The following is a 13,247-nucleotide window of genomic DNA, read 5'->3' as shown; positions in this document are numbered from 1 at the left end:
CCGGATTGTTGCTGCTCTGCGTTGCTTTCTTCAGGGTCTCCCCCCGAAGCAACTCAAATATCTTAGAACAGCAATTCCGAAAATTCCAAATCGGGAATATTCGCCGCCGCGCGGGGTCTATTCGGCCTCGGAAACGGCACCGGCTTTGGCGGATGCGTCGTCGCCGAGCTGCAGGTCCACCACGGGGCAGTCCTTCCAGAGACGCTCCAAGGCGTAGAACACGCGGTCTTCCTCGTGCTGGACATGGATCACGACGTCGGCGTAATCCAGCAGGACCCAGCGGCCGCCGGACCGGCCCTCGCGGCGCACGGGCCGCAGGTCCTGCTTGGCGAGTTCTTCCTCGATGCCGTCCACGATGGCGTTGACCTGGCGTTCGCTGGGCGCCGATGCGATGAGGAAAACATCGGCGAGGGCCAGGCGTTCGCTCACATCCATGGCGACGATGTCCTGGGCGATCTTGTCAGCCGCGGCTTTTGCAGCCGTACGGGCTATGGCGATGGACGATTCTGTTGCAGTCACGGGACTCCTTGTTTGGGTTAAGTATTGATGCCGGCCTGGCGGGTCAGCGGGACATGCCGCTGACGATCAGGATGATGCCGGCGACGAGGGCCAGAATCCCGAACGCGAGGATGCAGAACTGGAGGATGCGGTTCCGCCGGGCCCGGGTCAGGCCCGCAGTGGCGGCATCCAGCGGATCCAGGCCGTACGCGGACCGCGCAGGAACCCGGGGAAGATCCTCAAAGAGGTCCTCCGACTGGCCCGCCGGGCGCGAAACCGGTTGGGGACGGCTGGCGGCTTTGGCAGCGGCCTCGGCACGCGCGATGACCTGGGAGCGGCCGGTGGCCGGGTCCGCGGCTGGCGCCTTGGGACGGGCGGCAGGCCTCCGTTTCCCAGCACCGGGTACCTTGGTGCCGGGAACCTTGGTACCGGGCCGGGTGGTGACCGGGACATGCGACGTGGCAGGCGGCTTCATAACCGGCCGCTCCACGCCGGGGACCTTCACGAACTCCAGCGGCGTCACCATGGCCAGGTTGCTGGCAGTGGACGGACCGGGCTTGTCCTGCGCGCCGGAATCCGTGCCCTGGCCACCGGCGGGAGTGCCGGCCTGCTCGGCCAGCTTCTGCCGGGCCATGGCGCGGCGGTTCATGACCGCGGCCCGTTCGGCGAGGGCAATCTGCTCCGCCAGGATGTCCGGATCCACGGCTTCCGGATCCAGGGAGGCGATGTGCTCCATCTTGGCGATTTGATTCCTGGCCTGCGCGGCGATCAGTTCGCGCGCCTCCAAGGCCTGTTCCACGGTCATGCCCGCCGGGGCGCTGCCGGGAGCCGGTTTGGGGCGGTCCGTCGTCTCCCCTGCCCTGGCGGTCCCTTCGCTTGACGGCGCTGCCTTGGGTGCCGGAGCAGTGGCGGGCGGAACGATGGGGTTGGCAGCAGTCAGCGCCTGCTCTTTGAGCTGCTGCAACCGCAGCTGGCGCCTGGTGGGTGGCCCGCCGGCAGCAAGCTGCCCTTCCTTTTCCTCAAGTTCCTTGATGGTGCGCAGGGCGGCACGGTCGCGGGCACGGATCTGGGAGGAGCGCTGCGTGGGCGTCGGGTCTGCCGCAGCCTGGGGGCGCGCTGCGGGGGCGGCTGCCCCGGCGGGACCGGGACGGGCCGCCGGATCCTGACCGTCCCCCGAGGGTGCGCTCTGAGCCGGCCGGCCGGCGGCAGGCTGGCGCTGCTCCGCGGCAGGCGGGGTGGCCTGGTGGGCGTCCCTGGCCTTCCGGAGTTCCCGGCGGCTGCGGATTGGGGGCTGTTCCTGACTCATTGAGAACTCATTCAGTACTGGCTGGTTCGCGTGCTTGGGACGTTGGGTCATCCACGCCTGCGGTTGCGTCGGAATACAGGCCGTACTTGGCGATGTACTGGACCACCCCGTCCGGGACCAGGTACCAGACTGGGTGGTTCGCGGCCACGCGGACGCGGCAGTCTGTCGACGAGATGGCCATGGCCGGCACTTCGAGCAGGCTGACGTCGTCACGGCCCATGCCGTCAAGGACGTGCCCGGGCCGGGTGACGCCCACAAAGTGGGCGAGCGACCACAGTTCGTCAATGTCCTTCCAGGACAGGATCTGCGCCAGGGCGTCCGCGCCGGTGATGAAGAACAGGTCGGCGTCGGGGCGTTGTGCCCGCAGGTCACGCAGGGTGTCGATGGTGTAAGTGGGACCCGGACGGTCAACGTCGACACGGCTCACGGTGAAGCGCGGATTGGACGCAGTGGCAATGACCGTCATCAGGTAGCGGTGCTCAGGTTCGCTGACCTGTTTATGCGACTTTTGCCATGGCTGCCCGGTGGGGACGAAGACCACCTCGTCGAGGTCGAACTCCGCTGCGACTTCGCTGGCCGCTACAAGGTGGCCGTGGTGGATCGGATCGAAGGTCCCGCCCATCACGCCCAGCCGAAGCCTCCCCCGGGCCCCATTGCGGTGCAGGTTGTGGGAAATCTTAGTGGCCCTGCCCGCGATCGTGCTTGTTGGGGTGCTGGCGGTGCGGATCCGCGTGCTCCTCCGTAGCAGTGTGCCGGTTGCCCAGGTTGTTGTACGACCAGGCGATGAGCATCAGCACCACCAGGATGCCGAACATGGACACGCCGAAGACCCACGGTTCAGCCCACAGCGGGGCAAGCTCCTCATGGCCTGATTCGCCTGCGGCGGCGACGGACGTGGCAATCTGCTGGAGCAGCATTTTCTCCCCTTGTTCAAGGATTTAAAGCCAGCGGAACCTTCCGCTGCTTTCCGGGTTCTGGTCTATGTTACCGCGTTGCTACCCGCGGACCTGGCCTTCGCCCTGGACGATCCACTTCGTGGTGGTGAGCTCGGTCAGGCCCATGGGGCCGCGGGCATGCAGCTTCTGGGTGGAGATGCCCACCTCCGCACCAAGGCCCAGCTCCCCGCCGTCGGTAAACCGGGTGGAGGCGTTGACGATCACCGCCGCAGAATCCACCTCCGCGATGAACCGTTCTGCGTTGGCGAGGCTGTTGGTGAGGATCGCTTCCGTGTGCCCGGTGGACCAGGTCCGGATGTGCTGGACGGCTTCGTCCAGGCTGTCCACCATGGCTACGGCAAGGTCCAGGTCCATGTACTCGGTAGCCCAGTCCGTGTCGGTCGCTGCGTCGGTTTCGACGCCGGGCAGCGCGGCCTGGATCCGCCCGTCAACGTGCAGGCGGACGCCGGCGTTGCGCAGGGCGGCGGCGACGGCGGGCAGCACCGTTGAGCCCGAGTGGACCAGCAGTGTCTCCACCGTGTTGCAGACACTGGGCCGCTGCGTCTTGGCGTTGAGCAGGATCTCCACGGCCATGTTCTCGTCAGCGGACTCATCGATGAAGATGTGGACGTTTCCCTCCCCCGTTTCGATGACCGGCACGGCGGAATTGGTGACCACAGTCTGGATCAGGTCGCGGCCGCCGCGGGGAATCAGTACATCCACCCTGCCGCGGGCCTTCATCAGGACCGCAGCGCCCGCACGGCCGTACATGTCCACGGTCTGGACTGCGTCGGCGGGGAGGCCCACGGATTCCAGGGCTTCGCGCAGGATCCGCACCAGCACCTGGTTGGTGGCTTCTGCTGCGCTGCCGCCGCGCAGGATGACGGCGTTGCCGCTCTTGAGGGCCAGCCCGGCGATGTCAACGGTGACGTTGGGCCGTGCCTCGTAGATAGCAGCCACCACGCCCATGGGCACGTTGACCTGGCGCAGGCGCAGCCCGTTGGGGAGCGTCTGGCCGCGGACCACATTCCCCACGGGATCGGGCAGGTTGGCCAGGTTCTCCAGGGCCGCCACGAGCCCGGCTACGCGGGTTTCGGTGAGGGTAAGCCGGTCCAGCAGGGCGGCGGAGGTGCCGTTGGCCTTGCCCCGCTGCACATCCATCGCGTTAGCCGCGAGAATGGCCGGGACGTTCTCCTGCAGGGCGGCACCGACGGCGCGGAGGGCACGGTCTTTCCACGCCCGGTTGGCGGTGGCCATCCGGCGGGCGGCATGGCGGCACCGGTCCGTGATGGCGTGGACGGCCGCCTCCACCTCGGCAGCGGAAGCGGAAGGGGGCACCTCGGCCGATACCGGTTCTGCTGAGGTACCCGGCTGCGCCTGGGCAGCAGTGGTTCCGGAATTTCCAGCAGTATGGATCAGGGCTTCAGTCATGATCCAAGTTTAGGCGAGGCGGCAGCTCAGACCAGCACCAGGTCGTCAACATGAACAACTTCACGGTCATAGCCGCTGCCCAGTGCCTCGCCCAGCTCATGCGTGGACCGTCCCAGCATCCGCGGCAGTTCCTCCGACGAGTAGTTCACCAGTCCGCGGGCAACGACGGTGCCGTCGGCTCCCGCCAGCTCGACGGCGTCGCCCGCTTCAAAGTCGCCGTACACGGCGGAGATGCCCGCGGGCAGGAGGGATGTGCGGTGGTGCCGCACGGCGCGAACCGCACCGTCGTCCAGGACCAGCCGGCCCTGCACCGAGGCAACGTGCGCCAGCCACAGGAGGCGGACCGGCTTGCGGGAGCCGTTAACGGAGAACCACGTGCCCACGTCCTCGCCGTTCAGGGCGGCGGCAGCGTTGGGAGTAGAGGTCACCAGGGCGTGGATCCCCGATCCTGCCGCCATGTTGGCCGCCTCCACTTTGGTCATCATGCCCCCGGTGCCCACGCCTGCCTTGCCTGCTTTGCCGATGGAGACGCCCTCGAGGTCATGCGCGCCGGTGACCAGCGGGATGCGCTTGGCACCGTGGGCGGGCGGGCCGTCATAGAGGGAGTCGACGTCGGACAGCAGCACAAGTGCATCGGCGCGCACCAGGTGCGCCACCAAGGCGGCGAGCCGGTCGTTGTCGCCGAAGCGGATCTCGTGGGTGGCCACGGTGTCGTTTTCGTTGACGACGGGGACCACCCCAAGGTTGAGCAGCCGGTCCATGGCCCGGAGCGCGTTGCTGTGCTGGCTGCGCCGCATCAGGTCCTCGGCCGTCAGCAGGACCTGGCTGACCGTGACGCCGTGCGCACCGAAGGCCTGGGTGTACCGCGCCATCAGGAGCCCCTGGCCCACGCTGGCCGCGGCCTGCTGCGTAGCCAAATCGCGGGGCCGTTTTGCCAGCCCCAGCGGAGCCAGTCCCGCGGCGATGGCGCCCGAGGACACCAGGATGATCTCGGCGCCTGCGTTGCGCTTGGCCGCCAGGGCGTCGGCCAGGGCGGTCAGTGATTCCTCGGAGATGCCGCCCTTGATGCTGGTCAGCGAGGAGGAGCCCACCTTGACCACGATCCGGCGGGCACCGGCCAGCGCACTTCTGTCCGCGGCGCGCCCGGCCGGTACCGCAGTCGTGCCCCTAGAGGTCATCGTCCGCTTCCAGTCCGCTTTCCTTGACGGGCTGGGCGGCACGGCGGCCGCTGACGGACTCGGTCCAGATCCCGGCCTTCCGCTCCGCTTCAAGCTCGGCGCGGGCGGCAGCCTTGGCGTCACGGCGCTCCTGCTGCTCTTCGCGCTTCTGGCTGCGGGTGGGGCGGTCACCGATATCGGCGAACCGGACGTCGGTGCCGCGCGGTGAGGCCAGGAGCTCAGCCCCTGCCATCATGGTGGGCTCCCAGTCGAAGACGACGCCGTCGTCCTCGCCGATGACTACCGTGTCACCCGGCTTGGCTCCCTGCTTGAACAGTTCGGTTTCCACGCCGAGCCGGGCGAGCCGGTCCGCGAGGTAGCCGATGGCCTCTTCATTGGTGAAATCGGTTTGCTTGACCCAGCGCACAGGCTTTTCGCCCAGGACGCGGAACAGCGGCTCCAGGTTCTTTTCCTCGCGCCGGATCTTGAACCCGGCTTCATTGACGGCACGCGGGCGCAGCACGGCAGGCTGCACCTTGGGCGGGGCGGCCGCCACGGCGTCGCGGGCGGCCTTGACGATCTCCGCCATGGCGAAGCCGAGCTGCCGGAGGCCCTCATGGCTGGTGGCGGACACTTCAAAGACGCGGTAGCCACGCGATTCGAGTTCCGGGCGCACGAATTCCGCCATGTCCTTGCCGTCGGGCAGGTCCACCTTGTTCAGGGCCACGAGCCGGGGACGGTGGTTCAGGGGAACCACTTCGCCGTCCTGCCCCGCGTAACTCATGTCGACGGCATATTTCTCCAGCTCACCTTCGATGATGGCGAGGTCCGTGAGCGGGTCACGGTCCGATTCCAAGGTGCCGCAGTCAAGCACGTGGACCAGGGCCGCGCAGCGCTCAACGTGGCGGAGGAAGTTGTGCCCCAGGCCCCGTCCCTCGCTGGCACCTTCGATGAGGCCGGGGACATCGGCAATGGTGAACCGCACCTCGCCGGCCTGCACCACGCCGAGGTTGGGGACCAGGGTGGTGAACGGGTAGTCGGCGATCTTGGGGCGCGCAGCCGACATGGCCGCGATGAGGCTGGACTTGCCGGCGGACGGGAAGCCCACCAGCGCGATATCGGCAATGGACTTAAGCTCCAGGACGACGTCCCGGGAGTCGCCCTCGATGCCGAGCAGCGCGAAGCCTGGAGCACGGCGCTTCTGTGAGGACAGGGCGGCGTTGCCAAGTCCCCCCATGCCGCCGGCAGCTGCCACGAACTCGGCACCCTCGCCCACGAGGTCGGCCAGGACCTCGCCGTCCTTGGTCTTGACCACGGTGCCGTCCGGCACTGGCAGGACCAGGGTCTCGCCGTTCTTGCCGCCGCGCCAGTCGCCCATGCCGGGGCCGCCGTTGCTCGCGTGCCGGTGCGGTGCGTGGTGGTAGTCAAGGAGGGTGGTGGTCTGGTGGTCCACGCGAAGGATCACGTCGCCGCCGTTGCCGCCGTTGCCGCCGTCGGGCCCGCCCAGTGGCTTGAACTTCTCGCGGTGGACGGAGACACAACCGTGGCCGCCGGTTCCGCCGGATACATGCAGTACTACCCGGTCTACAAAGCTGGCCACGTGGATCTCCTCAGGTGCTGTTTATGTGGCGCCCGGAGACGCCACATCGATTGTAATGCTGTTAAAAGAACAGTGGAGCGGACCCTCAGGCCCGCTCCACCGCTTCAGAACTGGTTGTTACTCTGCAGCTGCAGCAGCAACGATGTTGACCACGCGACGACCGCGGCGGGTGCCGAATTCAACGGCGCCCGGGGTCAGTGCGAACAGGGTGTCGTCCCCGCCACGGCCAACGCCGGCGCCGGGGTGGAAGTGCGTGCCACGCTGGCGGACGATGATCTCGCCTGCGGAAACTACCTGGCCGCCGAAGCGCTTGACGCCGAGGTACTGAGCGTTGGAATCGCGGCCGTTGCGAGTGGAGCTCGCGCCCTTTTTATGTGCCATCTGAAATGCCTGCCTCTAAATTCTGGGGAATCTGTTGAAATACCTGAACAGTAACCGGCGGTTACTTGATGCCGGTGATCTTGACCTTGGTCAGTTCCTGGCGGTGACCCTGGCGCTTCTTGTAGCCGGTCTTGTTCTTGAACTTCTGGATGACAATCTTAGGACCACGCAGGTCCTGGAGGATTTCAGCCGTAACAGTTACCTTGGCCAGGTCGGCGGCGGCGGAGGTGACCTTGTCACCATCAACCAGGAGCAGTGCGGGCAGCTCGATGGTGCTGCCGGCTCCACCGGCGACGCGGTTCAGGGTAACGAAGTCTCCAACGGAAACCTTCTCTTGGCGGCCGCCTGCGCGGACAATCGCGTACACCACTTGGGAACTCACTTCTCTCGACGTTTATTACAAAATTTGCGTGCGGAACCGACTCGGAAAAGCCGGGATTCTCGCTGTGCCTCAACGCCGTGGGGTCATAACCCAAGTGTTGGCGTAAGCACCGAAGATCCAGAATACGCTAAATCCATCTACGGCCGCAAATGAGGCTGGTTCCGGCGGCCCGGCTGTGGTAGTAACCACACCCAACAGGCAGCACCGCAACCGTGCTCCTCAATGATACCGGCGGCGCCGCCGGCACGGGTCAGGAATGCAGCCTCGGCGCGTCGAAGAATTCCACTTCCAGCCGGCAGGACTGCTTGAACGCGGTCACCATGGCCGCCCTCTCATGGTCGGAGGCCTTCAGGCCTGCTGCATCCACGATGGCGATGGCCCGGCGGGTGGCTGCGGCGAAGCCCTCGTCGGCGTAGGTCCGGAGCCAGGCTGCGTAGGCGTGGCCGTCCGGCTCCCCCGAGGCAAGGAACTGGGCGTGCAGCTTTTCACCGACCTCCGCGTAGAGCCAGAAACAGGGCAGGACTGCAGCGGCCAGGACTGCGTAGCTGCCCGACGCCGACGCTGCAGTGAGGTGATCCACGTAGGCCTTGGTGACCGGGCCAAGTCCGCCCTGGGCGGGGCGGGTGCTGAGCCAGGAGCGGTGCAGTTCCGACTCCACTTCGAGGCACTGCTGCGAGGATCCGGCCCAGAACAGCTGCTCGGCCTCGGAGGGGGCCAGGGCACTCGCCCGGGCAAGGACCCGGGAGTAGCCGTTCAGGTAAAGGGCATCCTGCGCCAGGTAGTAAGCGAAGTCCTTCTCGGCAAGGTCGCCGGAGGCCAGCCCGTGGATGAAATCCAAGGCGTAGATGTCCTCGAGGTCCTGCTGGGCTTCCGCCCACAGCCGTGCAGCGAAGCCGCCCTCGGCCAGTGCCGGCCGCACATGGTGGAAATGGTGCACCGGGCCGTTTCCCTGGCCCACCTCAAGCTGTTCCGAGTTTTCAAGGGCGCCGGCCAGCCATGGCTTGACCGTCCGGAGCGATGCCTCCCAGTCACCCAGGCGGGCCTGGACCGTGGCCATGGCGGAGGACAGGGAGCAGCCGGTGCCGTGGCTATTGCGGGTTGAGATGCGCTTGCCCTGCACCTCCACCACTTCCTGCGACAGGAGGCCGGCCGTGTTCACCAGCGCATCCGGGCAGTCGGCACCTGCAAGGTGGCCGCCCTTAACCAGCACGGTGGCCCCGGTGGCACCCGCAAGGCGCCTCCCCTGGTCCAGCGCGGCAGCCCAGCTCTGCGCAGGCTCCCCGCCCACCAGCATGGCAAGCTCCGGGAGGTTAGGGGTGATGAGGTGGGCCAGCGGGAGCAGTTCCCGGAGGGCAGCCTCCGCGGATTCCTTCAGCAGCCGGTCTCCGCTGGTGGCCACCATCACCGGGTCGAGGACCACGACGGCGGGACGCACCTTGGCCAGCCACCCGCGGACAGTGCGGATCACCGCTTCGTCCCCCAGCATGCCGATCTTGACGGCGTCGATGGAAATATCGTCGCTGACCGCATCCAGCTGCTCAGCCAGGAAGGCGGCGGGAGGAACATGGACGGACTGCACACCTCGGGTGTTCTGTGCCGTCAGGGCGGTGATGGCAGCCATGCCGTATCCGCCGTGGGCGGCAATGCTTTTAAGGTCGGCCTGGATACCTGCGCCCCCTGAGGGGTCGGAGCCCGCAATGGAGAGGACGCGCGGGACGTCCCGGCCTGCCGGCAACGTGGCGGGCACCTCGGGGGCAACTGACAGGGGCATGGAAAGGGTCGAAGACAAGAGACATCCCTTCGCCGGTACTAGCCGGACAGGTTCAACGGGTCTGGATCTCAGCCGGCCTTCTGCGCGGCACCCCGTGTCGGTTTCCACCCTAGCCCGTAGGCCGCGTCCGGCGGAAAGGATGACACCGCCCGGGCATGTGGAAAGTCCCCGCCCTGTGGACAGTTCCCCCTCGAATTCTCGGGGGAACTGTCCACAAAGCGGGGACTGCTGGTTAGCCTGCCTGGTCTAGAGCTCCGAGGCGGGCACGCCCACGCCGAGGATGATGGGTTCCTCGGCCGCCTTGCCCGGTTCCGGCTGGTTCTTCGCCGGCTCGGGGGCCTTGGCTGCGTGCGAGTGCCCGGTGCCTGCCGCCTGGACGTTCTCGTGGTGCTGGACGGCGGTCTCGTTGGCGGCTCCCTGGGCACGGCTGGCGCCGCGGTGGCGCCGCGGCCGGCGTTGCCGGGACTGCTCCAGCGTGTGGTCCGAGTAGTCCTTTTCGGCCGGAGCTTCAGCTGCGACGGCGGCACGGGCTTCCGCTTCCCCGCCGTCAGGCTGCCGTTCCGGGGCGACCGGTTCCGCTGCCTGCACCGCTTCTGCCGTCTTGGCAGGCGCGTTCTCCACCGGAGAAGCGGGCTGACCGAGGTGGGCAAACGCTTCGGCGAGCCGGTCCAGGGTCAGGGCAGGCTTGGGATGCTGTTCCCCGGCGTGCTCCACGAACGGAAGCGGGACTTCCTCGCCCCCGAACGTCAGGACAGCTGCGGGACGTGCCGGGGCATCGGCGTCGTGCTCCTCTTCAACGGGTGCCGGCGCAGGCTCCACGGAAGGCACCTGCCGGGCCGCTGCCACTTCATCGTCATGCAGGTGGGCTGCATGGGCGGCGGCGGCGATGTTCGCCAGTGCAAGCCTGGTGGCCTCTGCCTTGGCGTGCCGCTCGGCGTCGGCGGGGTCCGGCTGGACGGTGTGGACGTGGACGGCAGGTGCCGGGGCAGCTTCGGGCTGCTGCCCGCCGCGTCCCCGCCGCCGCTTGCGTTCGGACCTGACGCCGGGCTGGGCATTGTCGTTCCGCTGCCCTTCCGGACGGGCTTCCGCGCGGGGTTCGGGCCGGGTGTCGGCGCGCTGAACGTGGTGCTCGGCGGCCACGATATTGGCGCGGCGGTGCTCCACGGGATCGTCGTGGGTCACCACGCCGCGTCCGGCGCAGGCCTCGCACTGCTCGCCGAATACTTCCAGCAGGCCGGTTCCCATGCGCTTGCGGGTCATCTGGACCAGGCCCAGTGAGGTCACTTCGGCAACCTGGTGCTTGGTCCGGTCACGGCCCAGGCACTCCACCAGGCGGCGCAGGACCAGGTCGCGGTTGGATTCGAGCACCATGTCGATGAAGTCGATCACGATGATCCCGCCAATATCGCGCAGCCTCAGCTGGCGCACCACTTCCTCGGCGGCTTCGAGGTTGTTCTTGGTGACGGTTTCCTCGAGGTTGCCGCCGCTGCCGGTGAACTTGCCCGTGTTGACGTCCACTACGGTCATCGCCTCGGTACGGTCGATCACCAGCGAACCGCCGGAGGGGAGGAAGACCTTCCGCTCAAGGGCCTTGTGGATCTGCTCGTCGATGCGCCACGCGGAGAAGATGTCCTGGTCCTTGGTCCACTTCTCAAGGCGGCCCACAAGGTCCGGTGCCACGTAGGTGACGTAGGCTTCGATGGTGTCCCAGGCTTCCTCGCCGGACACGATGAGCTTGGAGAAGTCCTCGTTGAAGACGTCGCGGACCACCTTGATGGTGAGATCGGGTTCACCGTAGAGCAGCTCGGGAGCCAGGATCTTGGTGGACGCGGACTGGCTTTCGATGCCCTCCCATTGGGCGCGGAGCCGGTTGATGTCGTGCGTCAGCTCTTCCTCGGAAGCGCCCTCCGCAGCGGTGCGGACGATAACGCCGGCGTGCTCGGGCAGGCGGTCCTTGAGGATGCGCTTGAGCCGGTTGCGTTCGACGTCGGGCAGCTTGCGGGAGATGCCGGTCATGGAACCGCCGGGGACGTACACCAGGTAACGGCCGGGCAGCGAGATCTGGCTGGTGAGGCGGGCGCCCTTGTGGCCCACGGGGTCCTTGGTCACCTGGACCAGGACGGTGTCACCGGATTTCAGCGCGTTTTCGATGCGGCGCTGCTTCCCCTCGAGGTTGACCGCTTCCCAGTTGACCTCGCCGGCGTACAGGACGGCGTTGCGGCCGCGCCCGATGTCAACGAACGCGGCTTCCATGGACGGCAGCACGTTCTGGACCTTGCCCAGGTACACGTTGCCGATCAGCGAATCCTGCTGGGTCTTGGACACGAAGTGCTCGGCCAGGACGCCGTCCTCGAGGACGGCGATCTGGATTCTGTCGTCCCGCTGGCGGACGATCATCTGCCGGTCGACGGACTCACGGCGCGCCAGGAACTCAGCCTCGGTAATGACGGTGCGGCGGCGGCCGGTATCGCGGGATTCGCGGCGGCGCTGCTTCTTTGCCTCCAGGCGGGTGGAACCCTTAACGCTGGTCACGCGGTTGCTCACGGGTGCTTCAGTGACGGCGCGCGGCGCACGGACCCTGGTCACCGTGTTGGGCGGATCATCATCCCCGCCGCCCGTGAGCTCTAGGTCCTGGTCTCCGCGGCGGCGACGACGGCGGCGGCGGGAGGTCACGCCGTCCTCCAGCTGGCCGGTGGCGTCCTCATCGGCTTCGTCCTCGGCGTCAGCTTCGGCGCTGCCGTCCTCGTTGTCCTCTTCGGTCCTGTCGCCGGTGCGGCTGCGGCCCCTCCGGCCACGGCTGCGGCGCCGGCGGCGGCTGGCCGAATCCTCGCCGTCTTCGGTTTCCTCCTCGTCAGGCTCCTCGGCGACGGGGGCGGCAGGCCGGACAACAGTAGTGAGGTCCGGTGCCTGGAAGAGCACTGATGTGGGGGACGCGGGTTCCAGGAAGAGGGAGCCGAAGGGGCTGGCCGCTGTGGCGGGCTCCCCGTCCTTCGTTCCTGGGGCTTCGGGGGCCTGTGCCTGCGTTGCGGACTCAGCTGGAGCGGCGGCTTCGGGTGTAACGGCGGGCTCCTGGGCGGCGGAGGCTTCCGGTGCACCTGCAGGTTCCTGTGTTGCCGGTTCCTGCGCCTGCTCCGCGCCCTGCGCTGCGGCATCGACCGCTGTGGCCTCGGGCACCACCGGTTCCGCCACAACTGATTCGGGCTCGACTGGTTCCGGCGCCACTTCAGCGGTAACAGCGGAATCCGCTTCGGATGCGGAGACCGGGGATGCAGCCTTGCGGGTGGCTACCCGACGACGGCGAACGGGCTTGGTTTCGGAATCTGCCGTGGTGTCCGGGGCAGGAACGGCGGCGGTGATTTCAGCAGCCGCGTCCGATGCAGTGGCAGGGGCAACCTGCTCCGCCTCAGCAGCGAAGGCGGGCAGCGGTTCCGTTGCGTCCGCTTTCTTCCGCGCCCGGGTGCGCCGCGCGGGAGCCTTGGGCGCTGTGGCGGTTTCTTCCGTGATGGCTTCGTCAGTGGCGGTTCCTCCAGTTGCCGTTCCTCCAGCCGGGGCGTCTCCGCCGAGGTTGGAGCCTGCAGCGTCCGGAGCGGTGGTTACGGCATCCGCCGGGGCATCCCCGGTCCCGGGAGACGCTTTGCGGCGGGTTCTTGGAGCCCTCTTGCGTTCAGCAGCCCCGGCAACCGCTGCTTCATCGTTAACGGCCAGTTCCTGATCATTGTCCATATGTGGCAACACTCCTGCCCCTGACGTACCGCCACATCCGGCACCCATTGAGGCACATATTGT

The 13,247-nt window shown here is 67.5% G+C and carries 11 protein-coding genes and 1 riboswitch; all 11 genes read right to left on the bottom strand.

The annotated features are described in order from the left end of the window. Nucleotides 1-117: 117 nt before the first annotated feature. On the bottom strand, nt 118-519 hold the full coding sequence (gene rsfS, locus ACTHQS_RS07690; protein ID WP_440167528.1) for a ribosome silencing factor: 402 nt from the start codon (nt 517-519) through the stop codon (nt 118-120). 43 nt (nt 520-562) lie between these two features. Then, nucleotides 563-1,804: a hypothetical protein gene (locus tag ACTHQS_RS07685; protein WP_440167527.1), complete on the bottom strand. Its 1,242-nt coding sequence runs from the start codon at nt 1,802-1,804 to the stop codon at nt 563-565. Between the two features lie 7 nt (nt 1,805-1,811). Next, complete coding sequence (gene nadD, locus ACTHQS_RS07680) at nt 1,812-2,480, bottom strand: nicotinate-nucleotide adenylyltransferase (protein WP_440167996.1); 669 nt, start codon at nt 2,478-2,480, stop codon at nt 1,812-1,814. Between the two features lies 1 nt (nt 2,481). After that, nucleotides 2,482-2,721: a hypothetical protein gene (locus ACTHQS_RS07675; protein WP_440167525.1), complete on the bottom strand. Its 240-nt coding sequence runs from the start codon at nt 2,719-2,721 to the stop codon at nt 2,482-2,484. A 78-nt stretch (nt 2,722-2,799) separates the two neighbouring features. Beyond that, nucleotides 2,800-4,170: a glutamate-5-semialdehyde dehydrogenase gene (locus ACTHQS_RS07670; RefSeq protein ID WP_440167523.1), complete on the bottom strand. Its 1,371-nt coding sequence runs from the start codon at nt 4,168-4,170 to the stop codon at nt 2,800-2,802. A 26-nt stretch (nt 4,171-4,196) separates the two neighbouring features. Then, nucleotides 4,197-5,348 (bottom strand): glutamate 5-kinase, encoded by a 1,152-nt coding sequence (proB, locus tag ACTHQS_RS07665; protein ID WP_440167521.1) that lies wholly within the window; start codon nt 5,346-5,348, stop codon nt 4,197-4,199. Then, nucleotides 5,338-6,927: a GTPase ObgE gene (gene obgE / locus ACTHQS_RS07660; RefSeq protein ID WP_440167520.1), complete on the bottom strand. Its 1,590-nt coding sequence runs from the start codon at nt 6,925-6,927 to the stop codon at nt 5,338-5,340. Before obgE ends, proB begins: the two co-directional genes overlap by 11 nt. A 117-nt stretch (nt 6,928-7,044) precedes the next feature. Beyond that, complete coding sequence (gene rpmA, locus ACTHQS_RS07655) at nt 7,045-7,308, bottom strand: 50S ribosomal protein L27 (RefSeq protein ID WP_009372867.1); 264 nt, start codon at nt 7,306-7,308, stop codon at nt 7,045-7,047. A gap of 61 nt (nt 7,309-7,369) precedes the next feature. Next, the gene (gene rplU / locus ACTHQS_RS07650; protein ID WP_003803420.1) at nt 7,370-7,678 is read right to left on the bottom strand and encodes a 50S ribosomal protein L21; all 309 of its coding nucleotides are present in this window, start codon (nt 7,676-7,678) and stop codon (nt 7,370-7,372) included. Nucleotides 7,679-7,940: 262 nt separating this feature from the next. After that, the gene (thiD, locus tag ACTHQS_RS07645; protein ID WP_440167994.1) at nt 7,941-9,461 is read right to left on the bottom strand and encodes a bifunctional hydroxymethylpyrimidine kinase/phosphomethylpyrimidine kinase; all 1,521 of its coding nucleotides are present in this window, start codon (nt 9,459-9,461) and stop codon (nt 7,941-7,943) included. Nucleotides 9,462-9,468: 7 nt separating this feature from the next. Further along, nucleotides 9,469-9,566: riboswitch (TPP riboswitch) on the bottom strand. Nucleotides 9,567-9,707: 141 nt separating this feature from the next. Continuing rightward, nucleotides 9,708-13,184: an Rne/Rng family ribonuclease gene (locus tag ACTHQS_RS07640; protein WP_440167519.1), complete on the bottom strand. Its 3,477-nt coding sequence runs from the start codon at nt 13,182-13,184 to the stop codon at nt 9,708-9,710. Nucleotides 13,185-13,247: the final 63 nt, after the last annotated feature.

It is taken from the genome of Arthrobacter sp. SAFR-044, assembly GCF_051965175.1.
In the GTDB taxonomy this organism is placed as follows: Bacteria; Actinomycetota; Actinomycetes; order Actinomycetales; family Micrococcaceae; genus Arthrobacter.
This window is presented reverse-complemented; position numbering and strand designations above follow the sequence as displayed.

Excerpts from the sequence above, each read along its gene's own strand:
- ACTHQS_RS07685 (WP_440167527.1), bottom strand. The coding sequence starts at position 1,804 with ATGAGTCAGGAACAGCCCCCAATCCGCAGCCGCCGGGAACTCCGGAAG.
- ACTHQS_RS07675 (WP_440167525.1), bottom strand. The coding sequence starts at position 2,721 with ATGCTGCTCCAGCAGATTGCCACGTCCGTCGCCGCCGCAGGCGAATCA.
- ACTHQS_RS07670 (WP_440167523.1), bottom strand. The coding sequence starts at position 4,170 with ATGACTGAAGCCCTGATCCATACTGCTGGAAATTCCGGAACCACTGCT.
- proB (WP_440167521.1), bottom strand. The coding sequence starts at position 5,348 with ATGACCTCTAGGGGCACGACTGCGGTACCGGCCGGGCGCGCCGCGGAC.
- rpmA (WP_009372867.1), bottom strand. The coding sequence starts at position 7,308 with ATGGCACATAAAAAGGGCGCGAGCTCCACTCGCAACGGCCGCGATTCC.
- thiD (WP_440167994.1), bottom strand. The coding sequence starts at position 9,461 with ATGCCCCTGTCAGTTGCCCCCGAGGTGCCCGCCACGTTGCCGGCAGGC.
- ACTHQS_RS07640 (WP_440167519.1), bottom strand. The coding sequence starts at position 13,184 with ATGGACAATGATCAGGAACTGGCCGTTAACGATGAAGCAGCGGTTGCC.